This window comes from Undibacterium sp. 14-3-2 (assembly GCF_016595265.1).
Lineage (GTDB): Bacteria > Pseudomonadota > Gammaproteobacteria > Burkholderiales > Burkholderiaceae_D > Undibacterium > Undibacterium aquatile.
The window spans coordinates 232,099-248,614 of record NZ_JAENGS010000004.1 but is presented as its reverse complement, the minus strand read 5'-3'; the positions used below and the strand labels follow the sequence as shown (position 1 = coordinate 248,614).

Annotated in this window: 13 protein-coding genes, 2 tRNA genes and 1 riboswitch; of the genes, 9 read left to right on the top strand and 6 right to left on the bottom strand. The window is 50.2% G+C overall.

What is annotated here, in order from left to right; genetic code table 11:
• Nucleotides 1–87 precede the first annotated feature (87 nt).
• The 9 genes from Undi14_RS11165 to Undi14_RS11125 all read left to right on the top strand — a co-directional run bounded on the left by Undi14_RS11165 (nucleotide 88) and on the right by Undi14_RS11125 (nucleotide 7,931).
• On the top strand, nucleotides 88–1,089 hold the full coding sequence (locus Undi14_RS11165) for a class 1 fructose-bisphosphatase (protein WP_200180209.1): 1,002 nt from the start codon (nucleotides 88–90) through the stop codon (nucleotides 1,087–1,089).
• A 230-nt stretch (nucleotides 1,090–1,319) separates the two neighbouring features.
• Nucleotides 1,320–2,294 carry a cell envelope integrity protein TolA gene (gene tolA, locus Undi14_RS11160; RefSeq protein WP_200180207.1) on the top strand — a complete coding sequence of 325 codons (975 nt, stop codon included), beginning with the start codon at nucleotides 1,320–1,322 and terminating at the stop codon, nucleotides 2,292–2,294.
• A gap of 66 nt (nucleotides 2,295–2,360) precedes the next feature.
• The gene (gene tolB, locus Undi14_RS11155; RefSeq protein ID WP_234030566.1) at nucleotides 2,361–3,587 is read left to right on the top strand and encodes a Tol-Pal system beta propeller repeat protein TolB; all 1,227 of its coding nucleotides are present in this window, start codon (nucleotides 2,361–2,363) and stop codon (nucleotides 3,585–3,587) included.
• A gap of 33 nt (nucleotides 3,588–3,620) precedes the next feature.
• A complete protein-coding gene (gene pal, locus Undi14_RS11150) occupies nucleotides 3,621–4,157 on the top strand; it encodes a peptidoglycan-associated lipoprotein Pal (protein WP_186885095.1) in 537 nt (178 codons plus the stop codon).
• 103 nt (nucleotides 4,158–4,260) lie between these two features.
• Nucleotides 4,261–5,034, top strand: a complete 774-nt coding sequence (gene ybgF, locus Undi14_RS11145) for a tol-pal system protein YbgF (RefSeq protein WP_186885096.1) — start codon at nucleotides 4,261–4,263, stop codon at nucleotides 5,032–5,034.
• 71 nt (nucleotides 5,035–5,105) lie between these two features.
• A tRNA-Lys gene (locus Undi14_RS11140) sits at nucleotides 5,106–5,181 on the top strand.
• Between the two features lie 54 nt (nucleotides 5,182–5,235).
• Nucleotides 5,236–5,311 (top strand) — tRNA-Lys (locus Undi14_RS11135).
• 155 nt (nucleotides 5,312–5,466) lie between these two features.
• Complete coding sequence (locus Undi14_RS11130) at nucleotides 5,467–6,375, top strand: SAM-dependent methyltransferase (RefSeq protein WP_200180205.1); 909 nt, start codon at nucleotides 5,467–5,469, stop codon at nucleotides 6,373–6,375.
• Between the two features lie 98 nt (nucleotides 6,376–6,473).
• Complete coding sequence (locus Undi14_RS11125; RefSeq protein ID WP_200180203.1) at nucleotides 6,474–7,931, top strand: Ppx/GppA phosphatase family protein; 1,458 nt, start codon at nucleotides 6,474–6,476, stop codon at nucleotides 7,929–7,931.
• A gap of 111 nt (nucleotides 7,932–8,042) precedes the next feature.
• Here the strand turns inward: Undi14_RS11125 and Undi14_RS11120 are convergent, their stop codons facing one another.
• The 6 genes from Undi14_RS11120 to Undi14_RS11095 form a co-directional block, all read right to left on the bottom strand.
• Nucleotides 8,043–9,788: a methyl-accepting chemotaxis protein gene (locus Undi14_RS11120; RefSeq protein WP_200180201.1), complete on the bottom strand. Its 1,746-nt coding sequence runs from the start codon at nucleotides 9,786–9,788 to the stop codon at nucleotides 8,043–8,045.
• Between the two features lie 659 nt (nucleotides 9,789–10,447).
• Nucleotides 10,448–12,583: a TonB-dependent siderophore receptor gene (locus tag Undi14_RS11115; protein WP_200180193.1), complete on the bottom strand. Its 2,136-nt coding sequence runs from the start codon at nucleotides 12,581–12,583 to the stop codon at nucleotides 10,448–10,450.
• Between the two features lie 58 nt (nucleotides 12,584–12,641).
• A riboswitch (TPP riboswitch) is annotated at nucleotides 12,642–12,739 on the bottom strand.
• Between the two features lie 127 nt (nucleotides 12,740–12,866).
• A complete protein-coding gene (rarD, locus tag Undi14_RS11110) occupies nucleotides 12,867–13,751 on the bottom strand; it encodes an EamA family transporter RarD (RefSeq protein WP_200180191.1) in 885 nt (294 codons plus the stop codon).
• Nucleotides 13,752–13,921: 170 nt separating this feature from the next.
• Entirely contained in the window at nucleotides 13,922–14,809 is an 888-nt protein-coding gene (locus tag Undi14_RS11105; RefSeq protein ID WP_234030538.1) for a cobalamin-binding protein, read from the bottom strand.
• Nucleotides 14,809–15,648, bottom strand: a complete 840-nt coding sequence (gene panC, locus Undi14_RS11100) for a pantoate--beta-alanine ligase (RefSeq protein WP_186897923.1) — start codon at nucleotides 15,646–15,648, stop codon at nucleotides 14,809–14,811. The genes Undi14_RS11105 and panC overlap by 1 nt, the downstream gene beginning before the upstream one ends.
• A 34-nt stretch (nucleotides 15,649–15,682) precedes the next feature.
• Nucleotides 15,683–16,459, bottom strand: a complete 777-nt coding sequence (locus Undi14_RS11095; RefSeq protein WP_186885287.1) for a ScpA family protein — start codon at nucleotides 16,457–16,459, stop codon at nucleotides 15,683–15,685.
• Nucleotides 16,460–16,516 lie beyond the last annotated feature (57 nt).

Here is a 16,516-nt window from a genome sequence, read left to right as displayed (position 1 = left end):
CGGGTCGCGGGCCAGAAAGCAGCCAGTACCCGCATGTTTGCTTAGCCATTTGATTATTGAATTTGAGTTTTTAACATAAGGAACATCATGAAACGTGTCAGTCTGACCCAGTATCTGGTTGAAGAGCAGCGTCTGAATAATTCTATTCCCGCAGAGTTACGCTTACTGATCGAAGTCGTCGCCCGCGCCTGTAAAACCATCAGTCATGCGGTTGGTAAAGGTGCGCTCGGTGAGGTTTTGGGCAGCGCTGGCAGCGAGAACATTCAAGGCGAAGTACAAAAGAAACTGGATATTTTATCTAACGAGATTTTGCTTGAAGCAAATGAATGGGGTGGTCATCTGGCCGCAATGGCATCCGAAGAAATGGAAACCATACACCCGATTCCGAATCGTTATCCTATGGGCGAATACATGCTGTTATTCGATCCGCTTGATGGCTCCAGCAATATCGATGTGAATGTTTCTATCGGGACGATTTTTTCAGTCCTGAAAGCACCTGAAGGAATGGCCGCACCAACCGAACAGGATTTCCTGCAACCGGGCAGCAAGCAGGTTGCAGCCGGATATGCGGTATATGGCCCGCAGACTGTGCTGGTGCTGACAACTGGCAATGGTGTTAATTGCTTCACGCTGGATCGTGAAATGGGTTCCTGGGTGCTGACACAAAGGAATATGCAGATTCCTGCGGATACCAAGGAATTCGCCATTAACACATCGAATTCACGTCACTGGTATCCGCCAGTCACGCGCTATGTCGATGAAATGCTGGCAGGTGTGACTGGTCCGCGTCAAAAAGATTTCAATATGCGCTGGATTGCTTCTATGGTGACCGATGTGCATCGCATCTTGTGTCGCGGTGGCATTTTCATGTATCCGGCCGATAAACGCGATACCGAGAAGCCAGGTAAGTTGCGCCTGATGTACGAAGCGAATCCTATGTCATTTATCGTTGAACAAGCTGGTGGTGCCTCAACGGATGGCAAACAACGGATGCTTGACGTTCAGCCGACAGCCTTGCATCAGCGTGTCGCTGTTTTCCTGGGTTCTAAAAACGAAGTTGAACGCGTGACCCGTTATCATCAGGAGTGATGGATTTTATCGGTGAAAATAAGAAAAGCGGAGCAATATGCTTCGCTTTTTTACATGGTGCTGTCACAGAATGCCTGTATTTCTTTGAAAATTACTGAATTTTGCAAAAAATACGGCGAATTTCATGGAGGGGTTTATAATTTCACTATGTGCTGTATCAAATTAATCTTTCGCCACCAAAATTTCGGGCTCATCGGAACTAATCCGTTGCAGGCGAATCATAAAAGGTTATGAATCAAGTTTCTATTTCAGCTTATCCGGGCAACCTTCACCAATCTCAGACAGGTAACTGGCGTCCGGTCGTTCTGGCGGCGCTCGTCCATGTTTTGTTGTTAGGTTTTTTGTGGATCGGTGTGAGTTGGCAAAATAAAGAGTCAACAGCAGTTGAAGCTGAAGTCTGGGACATGACGACGCGCGAAGCCGCACCGGTTGCGGTTGAAATTCCTCCGGCACCACCGCCAGAGCCAGAACCTGTCAAATTAAAAGACATTCCCCCACCGCCTCCTGCTGTAAAGAACAAGAACGACTTGCCAAAGGAAGATCCTGAGATCGCTTTGCAGCAAGAGAAAAAACGCCTGCTCGCAGAAAAGAAAAAAGCCGAAGAACATCAGCGCGCGTTGGCTGAGGAAAAGCGTCAGGCAGAGCAGGAGTTGCAGGCGAAAAAAGACAAAGAGCGTGAAAAATTACGCGAAAAAGAACGCGAACAGGAAAAAGAGCGTCAGAAAGAAAAAGACAAAGAAAAAGAACGCGACAAAGAAAAAGCAGAGAAACAAAAATTAGCGGATCAAAAAGCGCAACAGGCGAAAGACAAAGCCGCCAACGACAAGCTGTTTAAAGAAAATATGCAACGTTTGTCAGCACAAGCGGGTGTGACCGGTAGCGGTGGAACAGGTACTGCCGCAAAATCAACCGGAAATAACCGAGGTGATCCAAGTTATATGGCAAAAATTGCCGCTAAAGTTCGCTCAAATACCATTTACAGTGGTGTTGATGCAGTTGCTGGTAATCCAACAGTTGAGTATAGAATTGAGCTTATTCCCGATGGTTCTTTGCGCGGTGCGATTAAAAAACTGAAGTCGTCCGGTAATCTGGCGTTTGACGATGCGGTAGCAAAAGGAATAGAAAAATCGGCTCCTTTTCCTAAAGATAAAAATGGTCAGGTGCCCGGAACCCTGGATTTTGCATACAAAATGAAGGAAGAGTGATAGTTAATGATGTCTTTTTTGAAAAAAATTATTGTTCGTGTCGTGCTCGCCTCCGCGACAGGCAGCATGTTTATTGCGCCAGCCAGTGCGCAGTTGCGTATTGAAATTGCGGGTGTGGGATCAAGTCAGATTCCGGTGGCGATTGCCGCATTTGCGGATGAGGCTATGACGCCGCAGCAAATCACCAGCATCATTAAGGACGATCTGAATCGCAGCGGTTATTTCAAAATTATCGAGGCTGGCGCGGTCATCACTGAAACCAGTCCGGTTAATTTTGATGAGTGGAAAAAGCGCGGCGCCGAAGCGCTGGTGGTCGGCAGTGTGCAGCGTCTTGCAGATGGTCGTTTTGACGTTCGCTACAAGTTGCTCGATACGATGAAATCGGCGTCCTTATCCGGCTTCTCTGTTGCGGCAACACCTGAAAATACACGCAAGACAGCACATAAGATTGCGGATGATATTTATGAAAAACTGACGGGCGTGCGTGGTGCATTCTCGACACGTATTGCCTACGTGACCAGGGCCGGGCGCGAGTATCGACTTGAAGTTGCTGATGCTGACGGCGAAGGTGTCCGTGTAGCATTGCGTTCAAATGAACCGATTATTTCGCCTTCATGGTCGGCGGATGGCACCAAGGTTGCCTATGTGTCGTTTGAAGCGAAAAAACCTGTGATCTGGGTGCAGAATCTGATGACCGGTGAACGTAAGGTGATTGCGAATTACAAAGGCAGCAATTCGGCGCCTGCGTGGTCTCCGGATGGCTCAAAGTTAGCAATCGCACTGTCACGTGATGGTTTGACGCAGATTTATTCCGTCAATGCGGACGGGTCTGGTTTGCAACGTCTGACCAGCAGTAGTGGCATTGATACCGAGCCACAGTTTTCTGCAGATGGCCAGTCAATTTACTTCCTGAGTGACCGCAGCGGTGGCCCGCAGATCTATCGTATGAACAGCAACGGTGGAGAAGCCAAGCGCGTGACTTTCAGCGGGAGTTATAATATAACGCCGCGGATCTCACCGGATGGTCGCACTTTAGCTTATATCTCGCGCCGTGAGGGTAAGTTTCAGTTGTATGCGCTTGATTTAGTCAGTGGTCAGGAACAAAGACTGTCAGACACAAGTAAAGACGAATCCCCAAGTTTTTCGCCAAATGGTCGCTACATCATGTACGCAACCGAATCTGGGCGACGTGGTGCTTTGGCAGTAGTTTCTGTCGATGGTAAAGTTAAGCAAAAATTGACGGTGCAAGCCGGAGATATTCGGGAGCCCACCTGGGGTCCTTTCATGAAATAAGTTGTAATCACTTTTTTTTAATCAGGAGAGAAAATGCGCTTCACATCCCAATCCAAAACTCTGGCTATGCTGGTTTCCAGCGTTGTTCTGATGACTGCCTGTGCTTCTAAAGTACCACTCGAAGACAAAGCAAAAATCGAAGAAAAACCAGTTGCAACAACTCAGACTCCGGCTGACCCAAATGCTGTTAAAACAGTTGATACTGGTTCTGTCGATCCTTTGAACGATCCAAAAGGTGTATTGGCGAAACGTAGCGTTTATTTCGACTTCGATAGCTATGTCGTTAAAGATGATTACAAATCTGTCGTTGAAGCGCACTCCAAATATCTGAGCACAAACAAAGGCCGTAAGATCCTGATCCAGGGTAATACCGATGAACGTGGCGGCAGCGAATACAATCTGGCTCTGGGTCAGAAACGTGCTGAAGCTGTTCGTAAATCTATGAGTCTGTTGGGTGTTTCTGAAGCGCAAATCGAGGCAGTGTCTTTGGGTAAAGAAAAACCAAAAGCAGAAGGCCACGATGAAGCAGCTTGGGCAGAAAACCGCCGTGCTGATATCGTTTATCAGTAATAGCAGCGTAGTTTAAAAGTGCCCTTGGCGGTCTTTTGAGCTTATTTGACGCCGGATTCCTCATTCAGGATATCCGGCGTCTTTCATTCTATTTTTGATTGCTATGAAATTGACCTCTATTCGTCGTTCTTTTGCCATGGCTGCTCTGTCAGCGGCTTTTTCCACTGCCCTGATCCCGTCATTGGCATCGGCAGGAATTTTTGATGACGATGAAGCGCGTAAAGCGATTCTGGATTTACGCTCTAAAGTAGATGCAGTAAATCTTCGTCTGGATAATAAACTCGATACCAAAGCGGACAAAGGTACAGCGCTGGATCTGGCTAATGAAAATGAACAACTGCGTGCTGAGATCGCTAAGTTGCGCGGACAGGTGGAAGTGTTGGCGAATGACATAGCCAATACCCAGCGTCGTCAGCAGGATTTTTATGTCGATCTGGATAATCGCCTGCGTAAGATTGAGCCTAAGCGCCTGACGGTCGACGGCAAAGAGGCAACGGTAGAGCCAAATGAACAGCGCGCTTACGACAATGCGCTCAGTTTATTTAAGGCTGGTGATTATAAAAATTCAGTGACATCGTTCAGCAGTTTTCTAGTGGCGTATCCACAGTCAGCCTTTGCTGGTTCGGCTCAGTACTGGATGGGCAATTCATACTATGCACAGCGTGATTGTAAGAACACGATTGTGGCTATGCAACAACTGGTGAAAGTGTATCCGGATCACCCCAAGGCGCCTGATGCATTGTTAAATATTGCTGGATGCCAGACTGAGATGAAAGATAAAAACGCGGCTAAGAAGACGCTGGAGAGCCTGATTGCGCAATATCCGGAAAGCGAAGCCGCGCATGCTGCGAAGAATCGTATGACATCGGCGAAGTAAGTCTGGCAAGGATTTAATCCTATCCATGCCATTGACAGCGACCTGAAAACACCATATAATTTCGGTCTTTCGGGTCGTTAGCTCAGCTGGTAGAGCAGCGGACTTTTAATCCGTTGGTCGCAGGTTCGAATCCCGCACGGCCTACCACGAATACAAAAAAGACTTATGTCATGTAAGTCTTTAATTTTTTTAGCAAGTTTTGGGTCGTTAGCTCAGCTGGTAGAGCAGCGGACTTTTAATCCGTTGGTCGCAGGTTCGAATCCCGCACGGCCTACCAAAACAAAAGGACTCAGGTGTATGCCTGAGTCCTTTTTTGTTTTTCCAATCATGACGAGAGAAGCCGAGACCGGCACAATGCAAACTTTTGTATTGTTCTCCCATCGCCTGTGAATTGGAATTATCATTCCTGATTAGCTTAGCGGATAGTCCATCATGAAAAAGCCTGTAGTCAAAAAAAACAAACAAAACAAGTCAGACGGGCAGAGCGGGCAGGATGCGGCAGATCACAATGAAAAGCATGAAATCCGCCCCGGTCAGTCGCTGGAGTTACTCAAAGAGCTGCATATTCTCACCCGCGATGGCAAACTGAATCAGGATAGCCGCCGCAAGCTCAAGCAGGTCTATCACTTATATCAATTCATCGAGCCTTTGCTGGAAACTCTGCAAAAAGACCATGCCGATATCAGTCTGGTCGATCATGGGGCAGGGAAGTCCTATCTCGGCTTTATTTTGTATGACCTCTTCTTTAAAGTCGGCCAGTCGCAAAGCAAAGCCCATATCTATGGGATTGAAACCCGTGATGAACTGGTGCAGCGATCGACAGAACTTGCCCGGCGTCTCGATTTTCCCGGTATGTCTTTCCTGACTTTATCCGTCGCCGATTCGATTACCTCAGATCAGTTGCCAGACCAGATTGATATCGTCACCGCTTTGCATGCATGTGATACGGCGACGGATGATGCGATACAGTTCGCCTTGAAAAAGAAGGCTAAATTTATGGTGTTGGTACCTTGCTGCCAGGCAGAAGTTGCCGCTGAATTGCGCAAAAATAAAAGCGATGCTGTGCGCAATAATCCTTTATCTGAAATGTGGCGCCATCCCATACATACGCGCGAGTTTGGCAGTCAGATTACCAATGTGTTGCGTTGTCTGCAGTTAGAGGCGCATGGCTATCAGGTTCGCGTCACTGAGCTGGTAGGATGGGAGCATTCGATGAAAAACGAATTGATCATTGCTGAATACAAAGGCCTGCCTGCGAAACGTCCGGCAGAGCGGCTGGCGGAAGTACTGAAGACGACGGGGCTGGATGCTATGCAGCGACGTTTTTTTGTCACACCGTAAATCTGGCGTCACTTGCAGGTCATAAAAAATGATTAATATCATTTTCACTCTGACGTGCTGTATCTCTCTCATGGTATTGATAGTAAAGGATAGAAAACATGCTGGCTGCCGTTGACCTTGGTTCCAACAGTTTTCGTTTGCACATCGCCCGTCATGAAGGTGATGCGATTCGTGTCGTTAAAAGTGCGCGTGAGCCTATCCGGCTGGCGGCCGGGCTCGATGCGGATGGTAATCTGACGCCGCAGGCGATACAAAATGCGGTTGATTGCCTGGCGCGCTTCCGTGAAATTCTGAATGCCTATCCGATTGACAGTGTCCGTGTTGTTGCGACGAATACGATACGTATCGCTAAAAATTCTGCAGCCATTCTGCCGCGAGCCGAAGCGGCGATTGGTCATCCGATTGATGTGATTTCCGGTGAAGAAGAGGGCCGCCTGATTTATATGGGCGTATCGAACGCGATTCCTGTGCCCGATGAGCGCCGTCTGGTGATGGACATCGGCGGTGGCTCGACGGAAGTGATACTCGGACGTGGGCACGAGATCATCAAGGTTGAATCGTTCAGCATAGGCACCGTCAAGCATAGCGCCAGTTTTTTTCCAGATGGGCGTCTGACGGAAGCGGCTTTTGAAGCGGCTATTCTTTCCGCGAGATCGATGTTTGAAGATGCCGCGCCACCTTATCAGCCACAACACTGGCGCAAGGCTTACGGCTCATCTGGCACGATGCGGGCGATTGCCGATGCGATCGTCAACAATGGTTTGGGCGATGGTAAACTGACTTTAAAAAGTCTGAATGCACTGAAACAATACTGCATCCGCTGCGGACAACTCAGCGAACTTGAATTGACTGGCATTAAACCCGAGCGTGTTGCCATGGTGATCGGTGGGCTGGCGATTTTGATCGGGCTGATGCTGGAATTTAACATCGAAGTGTTGTTGCCGGTTGAAGCAGGCTTGCGTATGGGCGTCATGTGGGACTTGTATTTACGTGCGACCAAACGCGACCGGCGCGAAGTGTCGGTGCAGAAAATCACCCAGCTTTTCCATATCGATATGTCTCGTGCAAATCGCGTTGCAGATATGGTGAAATCGATTTATCAGCAACTCAAACCGGCATCTGATACCTATTTGCGCTTGTTGTACTGGAGCGCGATGTTGCATGAAGTAGGCATGGTCGTTTCTCACACTGGTTACCATAAGCATGGCGCCTACATGATAGAAAATGCCGACATGGCGGGATTCACCACCAGCGAGCAAAGGATCATGAGTAAGCTGATCCTCAGTCAGAAAGGTAATTTGCGCAAAATCAGTGAAGGTCTGACTGAAATGGATTTTGCCAAAGCGGTGCTGGCATTGCGTCTGGCCGTGATGCTGATGCATTCACGGGCAGAAATTGACTATGAAGATATTCGTCTCAAAATGAAAAAGAATATCGAACTCGACATGCGCCGCGACTGGGTTTCCCTGCATCCGACGGTGGCTTACTGGTTGCAAAAAGAAACCGAATGCTGGCGTGAGGTTGGCATGGATTTTCTGGTGCGGGCAAATGTCTGAAGTCAGAGAATGCACATTGAAAAAAAGGCTCGCATGTTGCGAGCCTTTTTTATGAGCTTTTTTTATGAACCTGCACCAGCTCCTTCGTCACAGGAGTTCGTGCTGATACGTTTAAAATTCTTCCCAGTCTGAGCTTTCTTTTGTTGTCGCTGGTTTTGTTGTGCTCGCACGTTTCGTTGTACTCGCAATTTTTTTCAACGGCTGCGCCTGACGCTGGCTGGCGATCCGTGGCGATGCTTTTAATGGTGTCGTATGTGTCGCACGTGTGGTGTGCGACGATGACGCGCTGATCGTTGTTTGTGACGCATCCAGCTTGAACATGCTGACCACGTTCGCCAGATTTCTGGCCTGGTCTTGCATCGCGGCCGAAGCCGCAGCGGCTTGTTCTACCAACGCTGCATTTTGTTGCGTGACCTGATCCATCTGGATGATGGCCTGGTTCACTTGTTCTATGCCAGATTGCTGTTCATGGCTGGCCGCTGTGATTTCGCTCATGACATCGGTGATGCGATTGACGCCGGTGACAATTTCCTGCAACGCGAGGCCCGCTTCACCTACTTGTTGCGAACCCAGCCCTACCTTTTCAACCGAATCATCAATCAGTGTTTTGATTTCTTTCGCTGCTGCGGCTGAGCGTTGTGCCAGATTGCGGACTTCTGACGCGACTACTGCAAATCCGCGTCCCTGTTCACCGGCGCGCGCTGCTTCCACTGCCGCATTCAGAGCGAGAATATTGGTCTGAAAAGCGATGCCATCAATCACACTGATGATGTCGACAATTTTCTTCGAGGAGCTGTTAATGGCTTCCATGGTGTTGACGACCGTTGTGCCCGCCACGGAACCCTTGGCAGCCACATCGGCGGTGGACAATACCAACTGATTAGCCTGGCGAGCATTTTCCGCATTTTGTTTGACGGTCGATGTCAGCTCTTCCATGGAAGCTGCTGTTTCTTCGAGTGAGCCAGCCTGTTCTTCGGTGCGCGCAGATAAATCCAGATTGCCTGAGGCAATTTCGCTGGAGGCGGTTGCGATCATATCGGTGCTCTGACGCACTTCGCCAACCACTTTGGCGAGACTCTGGCGCATGCTCTTCATCGCGAACAGCAGGCTGTCCTGATCATTTTCACGGGTGTGGACATCAATCGTCAGATCGCCGGCGGCAATGCCTTTAGCGATGTCGGCCGCATATTCCGGTTCGCCGCCGATAGCGCGCTCAATATTGCGTGCCACGATCACGATGATCGCGCTCAATACGATGCCGATACCTGCCAGCAAAAAGATGGCATTCCACAGATCTTTGATGAAGGCATCCGTCAGGTCGTCGAGGTATAAGCCGGTGATGAAGGTCCAGTCCCACGGCTTGTATGTCAAAAGATAAGCGCCCTTGGGAAATACCTGTTTAGGATCCGCATTGCCCGGTTTGGTCCAGACATACTCTATCCAGCCTTCACCTGCACCTTTGGCAATGGTTGCGACATTGCGATAGAAAAACTGGCCGCCCGGGTCTTTGAAGTCACTGACATCTTTGCCGATGAGTTCGGCTTTGATCGGATGCATCACCACAGTCGGGTGAGAGTTGATCACGGTATAGTAGCCATCCTTGCCGTAGCGCATGGCCTTGAGGCGCGCCAGCGCTTGTTTCTGGGCTTCTTCCAGCGGCATCGCGCCAGAACTGACCAGCGCCGCGTACTCTTTCACTGTTGACATACCGACGTCCGTCGCAAAGCGCAATGCAATCTGTCGCTCTTCAAAGCGTTGTGCTTTATTTTGCAATACATTCACCGTGCTGATACCGAGCAGGCAAAGCCAACTGATGATGAGTGGTAAATAAAGTTTGCTGCGAAAGCTGAGTTTCATGTCTCTTCCTGTCTTGTTAAAGAAAATTTTTTTCTTAAGGGGGGTTATACAAATGCGGCATATTTTTTGTGATATGAGGCAGGGGTAAAAAACACCTCATCGTTCACGGTTTGCGGTCACTGGCTGATTCAGATTAATTCAGCCCGGCCGGACGCTGGCAGATAAAGATCGGGTAACTTTATCGAAACCGATTTAGGCAATCAAAGCGATCAATTCTATATAAAACACTATGTTAATATAGAAACGTTGATTTATATCAATATTGCGGCAATAACAACAAAATCCAGTTAATTCCGATCTTTTGCTTGATCTGCTGGCATGGTGTGTTGAAACACGTTTGTTTTTTGATTGATACCTCTCGCTCTTCAGCATTCTGCTCTGCTTTGGATTTGTAAAACGTGTTCCGGGTTCGTGTTTTTTGGTAAAAGTAGGGAGTATGTTGAATTTTTGCTTAAATCTCGTTGAATTTATTGGGGGTTAGAAAATACTCCCCCCAGTATATTTTTCGTTAAATTGACCTGCTGCCATCAAATAGTAGTCAGACTGACTATCAAACTGGTAATCAATCCAGCAATAAAAAAACGACGATCGCCGTGGCGTATCGTCGTTTTTTATTGAGATGAAGGCGCCGTTTCAGCGCAGATCAGCTTGCCGTGACATCAGAAATCAAACTGTGCAGACAGTTTGTAAATCCTTGAGGCGCCAGGCAGCAAGTAGCCACCGAGGGATTGCGTGACATCGCGCCAGTAGAATTTATCGAATGCATTGTCGATATTAAAGCGCAAGGTCGTCGCGGTGCCGGCGATGTTGGTCACATAACGTGCGCCCAGATTCACGACCTGATAGCCGGGCACAATCACCGCGTTATCTGGCGAATAGGCTTTATTGCCGGAATACTGCCAGCTCGCATTCAGATTCAGTCCTTTGACTTGTGCAACGGCGTAGTCGGCATAGATGCTGGATTTCAGCTTAGGTACGTTTAACACGCGTTTGCCATCGAGCGCGGCATTTCCCGTGTCTTGCTGTTTCGCTTCGAGTGCGGTGATGCTGGCACCAAGATACAGTTGCGAACTCAGCTTGCCCTGCGCTGACAGTTCCAGCCCGGTATGTTGTGCTTCGCCATTCTGTACATAAACGTTGGCGCTGTTCGTGTATTCGAGTGGTTTCTGAATGCGGAAGACGGCCGCGGTCAGGCTCAGATCACGGCTCAGATCGCTCTTGATACCGAACTCCAGTTGTTTCGAGCGTGCCGGATTCAGCATGACATTCTGATTGCTGGTGCCGAAAGGGGCGATGCCGCCATGTTCCAGCCCTTGCGCAAACGAGCCGTACAAAGACATGGATTGCACAGGTTGATAGAGCAGTGCTGCATTCGACACCCAGGCATTGCGGTCATAGCCGGGATTATTGAGCTGGGTGCGCTCTATATGCAGATGGCGCACGCCGACATGCAGTTTCCAGGCCTCGCTGAGGCTGATGATGTCTTGCGCAAATACCGACCATTCTTTATCGGTGCGACGTAAGCTGGCCGCACCCGGCTGATTTGGCGATGGTGCGACGGCAACCGGGTTATACAGATTGCTGGTACCAGCGTAATCGTAAATGTAATCGCCAAAATAATCTTTGCGGCGGGAAGTGGATAAGCCTGCTGCAAACGTATGGGCAAATACGAAGGTGTTAAATTTACCGCTGAGCAGCGCCTGGGTGCCGGTCATCGATTTCGACTCATTCAGGCTGCGATAGTCATACACGTCGTAATCGCCATTTGCGCAATAGCCCGGGGCCAGATTGGCAGAACTGCAGCCATACGGAAACGCAGTGTAATCGTCGCGTTTGAATTCATGCTGATTCGCGGCAAAGCTGGCGTTCCAGTCAGCGTTGATTTTGTATTCAAAACGCACGCCCACATTGGTGTTGCGGGTATCGACCGGTTTCGCCCAAGGCTGTTGATTCAGCATCATATCGGCGCTGATGTTACGTGGCAGATCGGTGCCATTCGTGAGCTGGAAGCCCGGCACCGAGAGCTGCGATTTGTGCTGGTAATCGAGATCGAGTTGCAACAAAGCCTGCGACGACAAATGCCAGTCGAATGCGCCGGAAATAAACTGGCGCTCACCATTCGCCCCTTTGACATACGAGCGCAGGCGTTCGCCTGCGGCATTGATGCGATAACCGAATTGGTGGTCGGCGCTCATGCCGCCCAGATCGGCACTGCCATACAGCGTGCCGCGTTCTGAAATTTCAGTGGTGATGCTGCGCAGCGCGGAAGCAGTCGGGCGCTTGGTCACATAATTCAGTATGCCGCCCGGTGTCGCGAAACCAGATTGGAAACCTGAAATACCTTTGAGGATTTCAACGCGTTCTTTATTTTCCAGCGGAATCGAGGCATCACCCGGAATCGCAAAACCATCTTTGCGATAGCTGCTGGAATTATCCAGCGCAAAACCGCGAATCGAGAATTGCTCGGCATAGCCGATCGCGTTATAGGCGTCATTCACGCTGGCATCGAATTTCATCGCATCGGTGGTCTGGCGTATACGCAAATCCTGCATTTGCAGCGTTGTCCATGCGGTGACCGAAAACGGTGTCTCGATCAGTGAGGTATCCAGAAAACCGGCGGCTTTGGTGCGTTCGGCTTTGGCATCGCTGAGCCGGTTGCCGCTGACGATGACTTCAGGTAAATCTTTTTCAACGGATTGCGCGCGCGCCGCGTTCCATGCAAATGCCTGTGCGACAGCAATGGCGATCAACGATAAACGGCGTGGATGAAGAAGATGTGCAGATGGGTTTTTCATGTTGTACTCTCGGTTGCGGTGAAGTACAGCGCGGGAGTACACAAAAGGACGTGGCAGAGGCATGAACTTTGCGCTTCCCTTCGCTGGCATTATCCAGATCAGGTATAAGGGACTCTCTCACCCGGAAAAACATTTCCAGGACCCCTAGCGAAGGCGCCACTTTAACATGAATCGTTTAGCTCAATAAAAAAAAGCACACCAGGTGTGCTTTTTTGCCTCAAATATACTGGGGGGAGTATCTTAAAACCCCCAGCAAATACGCTGAGATTTGGTGCAAACAGGCTCATACTCCCTGTTTTTTAGCTGCGAAGCTGATCCACATGCCTTCCAGCGAATACACCAGCAGCGCCGCCCAGATCGCGATAAAGCCGAGCAATTTATGCTGATCAAACGCTTCGTGAAACACCCAGATGCCGAGTAAAAGTTGCACGCTGGGCGCGATGTATTGCAGTAAGCCGAGTGTCGTCATCGGAATCCGGCGCGCACCGGCGGCAAACAGTAACAGCGGTATCGCCGTGATCGGGCCGCTGAGCGCGAGCAATATCTGCATGTGGCTGTCTTGTACAAGAAACGCATTTTGCCCATGCAAAGTCAGCCACGCCAGATAAGCGAAAGCGAACGGAAACAGCAGTATCGTTTCCAGCGACAAGCCTTCCAGCGCGCCCAGTGACGACGTTTTACGCAACAGACCATAAGTGCCGAAGGTGATGGCCAGCGCTAAGGCCACCCAGGGCAGATGGCCGGTTTGCCAGGTCAGCCAGGCGACACCAAGCGCAGCAAAGGCGACGGCCAGCCATTGACCCGGACGCAGCCTTTCCCGCAACACCGCCGAGCCGATCAGAATATTCACCAGCGGTGTAATGAAATAACCCAGACTCGCATCGACGACATGACCATCGTTGACGGCCCAGATGTAGATAAACCAGTTGCTGGATAAGAGCAGGGCGCTGAACGTAAAACCGGCAATCACTTTCGGCTGGCGACGGACAGCGCTCAGCCATGACCATTGATGACGCCAGGCGAGCACGCCCGCTAAAAACAGCAGCGACCATAACATACGATGGATCAGTATTTCTAAGGAGGGAACGCTTTGCAGTGCTTTGAAATACAGTGGAAACAGACCCCAGACGATGTAAGCGGAGCCTGCCAGGAAGATGCCTTTACGCATGAATCATATCCAGAAAAAAGCCGCACAGCGGCTGAGGCATGAATTATCCTCGTAAAGACAGAATCATGCTTGATGGGTAACTATTTGTTGCGTTGAATGGGGCGGACAGTGGGCTGATCGTGGGCTGATCGTGGGCCGAGAGTGGTGATGACTCGGGGGCGTCCGTCCGATTACTTTTCTCTGGCCGCAGCAATTTGCTTGCAGAGTGCTTCGGTGCCATCGAGTATCCGTGGCCCGGCGCGGTTCAGCCAATCGCCATTCACCGCGTACAGATGATTTTTCTTTGCCGCAGTCAGCACAGAAAACTGCCGCCACTCATTCAGGCTATCGGTGTTGCTGCCACCGGTGATGATCGCATCCGGGTTTGCTGCCAGCAAGGCTTCCACAGACACGGTGGGGCTGATTTCTTTCAGTGCACCAAAGACGTTTTTGCCGCCACATAAGCGGATTGCTGCCGAGACCATGTGTGTATCATTCAGCGTCATCAGCGGCTTGCGATTGACTTGATAAAAGACACTGATGGGTTTGTCGCGTGCGCTCTGATATTGTTGCTGAAGGTTGGCGAGCCGCAAACGGAATTGCTCCGCGGCCGCTTTGCCTGCAGCTGGCGTGCCAGCCAGTATCGCCAGACGTTCAAGCGAGGTGGCTACCATCTCATAATCGCGCGGCTCACTCTCAAAAACGGTGATGTGATTGTCGCGTAATTTGTTAACCAGCAATTTGCCGCTACCTGTGCCCCACACCACTACGAGGTCAGGTTTTAAGGCCAGCAATTTTTCCAGATCTAAGGCAAAGACATTGCCGACCGACGGCAAGGCCTTTGCAGCTGCGGGAAAATCGCTGTAATCACTGACCGCAACGATACTTTTTGCCGCGCCAGCTGCAAATAATAATTCCGTCGCATGCGGGGCCAGGCTGATAATTCTTTGTGCTGGCTTGTCGAGTGTAATCGTACGCTGCGCATCGTCTTTGACACTGACCGCTGCCACACCGCTGGCGCTGACCAGCAGTGTGGGCAGTATGCAGATGGAGCTAACCAACATGCGCAGCGACGTCATCAGATTTCCAGATTGTCGATCAGACGGGTATTGCCGAGCTTCGCGGCTGCCAACACTACCAGCGGCGCGCCCTGCGCGATATCGCCAGCAGACGGCGGTTGCAGGTCGGCACGTTTGCGGATCGCAATGTAATCCGGTTTCCAGTGACGATTTGCGAGGCTGGCCATGGCTTTGCGTTCGAGTTCAAACATATCCAGATGACCGCCACGGACTTCTTCTGCAACCTGATTCAATGCCTGATACAGCGCCGGTGCTTCGGCCCGTTCTTCGGCAGACAGATACATATTGCGTGACGATAAGGCGAGGCCGTCTTCGGCACGGAAAGTGTCGGCGGCGATGATTTCGGTCGGCAAGGCAAATTGCTTGCTCATATTTCTGACGATCATCAGCTGTTGATAATCTTTCTTACCGAATACGGCAACGCGTGGTTGTACGCAAGAGAATAATTTCAACACCACTGTGGTCACGCCAGTGAAAAAGCCGGGGCGGAATTCGCCTTCGAGAATATTGCCGAGATCGTCTGGCGGACGGACGCGGAATTCCTGCGGCTCCGGATACAGATCTTTTTCTGTCGGCGCGAACAAAATATAGACGCCTTCTTTTTCCAGCTTTTCTACGTCAGCCTGGAAAGTACGCGGATATTTGTCGAAATCTTCGTTCGGTCCGAATTGCAGGCGATTGACAAAAATCGAGGCGACCACCGGGTCACCATGCTTTTTTGCGAGACGCATCAGCGACAAATGGCCTTCGTGCAGATTGCCCATGGTTGGCACGAATGCTGTGCGTAACTGACCGCTCAGATGGTCGCGTAATTCTTCAATGGATGAAATGATTTTCATAATGAATGTGTGATGTTTCGGTTATCAATGATACTCAGACTGGCGAATAGGCGAGTCTGACGTAGATGGGCGCGAAGGCTTCGGCCTGCGTGATTTCTATCAGCGTTTCTTTCGCCAGTTCGAGCAAGGCGACAAAATTCACGACCAGTACCGGCGCGCCGCGGGAAGGATCGAATAATTCGGAGAATTCGACAAATTTAGTCGATTGCAGCTTACGTAAAATACCGGACATGTGTTCGCGTACCGATAATTCTTCGCGGCTGATTTTGTGATGCGCCACCAGTGTTGCCCGCTTCATGATGTCGGCCCAGGCGGCTTGTATATCGGCGATTTCCACGTGCGGCCAGTGCAGTACCGTGTTTTGCTCGACGAACACCTGCGCATGCAAAAAATCACGGCCTAATTGCGGTATCGCATTTAAATCGTAAGCAGCCAGTTTCATTTGCTCATATTCGAGCAGGCGTCGTACCAACTCCGCGCGCGGATCTTCGGCCTCGTCTTCGGCATTGCTTTTGGTGGATGGCAGCAACATGCGCGATTTAATCTCGATCAGCATGGCGGCCATCAGCAGATATTCTGCGGCAAGCTCCAGATTATGTTCGCGAATCTGATCGACATACTTCAGATATTGCAAGGTCACTTGCGCCATCGGAATGTCGAGAATATTGAAATTCTGTTTGCGGATCAGATACAGCAATAAATCCAGCGGCCCTTCGAATGCCTCCAGAAAAACTTCCAGCGCATCTGGCGGAATGTATAAATCATTCGGCAGCTTGAACAGTGGCTCACCGTACAGTCGCGCAAACGCCATGCCGTCAACGACATCGGGCGTGCTATCAACGGCACCGACCAGAGGTAACTCTGACGA

What these genes read in the sequence shown, in the direction of transcription:
- Undi14_RS11165 (WP_200180209.1), top strand. Translation starts at nt 88, where the DNA reads ATGAAACGTGTCAGTCTGACCCAGTATCTGGTTGAAGAGCAGCGTCTG.
- tolA (WP_200180207.1), top strand. Translation starts at nt 1,320, where the DNA reads ATGAATCAAGTTTCTATTTCAGCTTATCCGGGCAACCTTCACCAATCT.
- tolB (WP_234030566.1), top strand. Translation starts at nt 2,361, where the DNA reads ATGTTTATTGCGCCAGCCAGTGCGCAGTTGCGTATTGAAATTGCGGGT.
- pal (WP_186885095.1), top strand. Translation starts at nt 3,621, where the DNA reads ATGCGCTTCACATCCCAATCCAAAACTCTGGCTATGCTGGTTTCCAGC.
- ybgF (WP_186885096.1), top strand. Translation starts at nt 4,261, where the DNA reads ATGAAATTGACCTCTATTCGTCGTTCTTTTGCCATGGCTGCTCTGTCA.
- Undi14_RS11130 (WP_200180205.1), top strand. Translation starts at nt 5,467, where the DNA reads ATGAAAAAGCCTGTAGTCAAAAAAAACAAACAAAACAAGTCAGACGGG.
- Undi14_RS11125 (WP_200180203.1), top strand. Translation starts at nt 6,474, where the DNA reads ATGCTGGCTGCCGTTGACCTTGGTTCCAACAGTTTTCGTTTGCACATC.
- Undi14_RS11120 (WP_200180201.1), bottom strand. Translation starts at nt 9,788, where the DNA reads ATGAAACTCAGCTTTCGCAGCAAACTTTATTTACCACTCATCATCAGT.
- Undi14_RS11115 (WP_200180193.1), bottom strand. Translation starts at nt 12,583, where the DNA reads ATGAAAAACCCATCTGCACATCTTCTTCATCCACGCCGTTTATCGTTG.
- rarD (WP_200180191.1), bottom strand. Translation starts at nt 13,751, where the DNA reads ATGCGTAAAGGCATCTTCCTGGCAGGCTCCGCTTACATCGTCTGGGGT.
- Undi14_RS11105 (WP_234030538.1), bottom strand. Translation starts at nt 14,809, where the DNA reads ATGACGTCGCTGCGCATGTTGGTTAGCTCCATCTGCATACTGCCCACA.
- panC (WP_186897923.1), bottom strand. Translation starts at nt 15,648, where the DNA reads ATGAAAATCATTTCATCCATTGAAGAATTACGCGACCATCTGAGCGGT.
- Undi14_RS11095 (WP_186885287.1), bottom strand. Translation starts at nt 16,459, where the DNA reads ATGGCGTTTGCGCGACTGTACGGTGAGCCACTGTTCAAGCTGCCGAAT.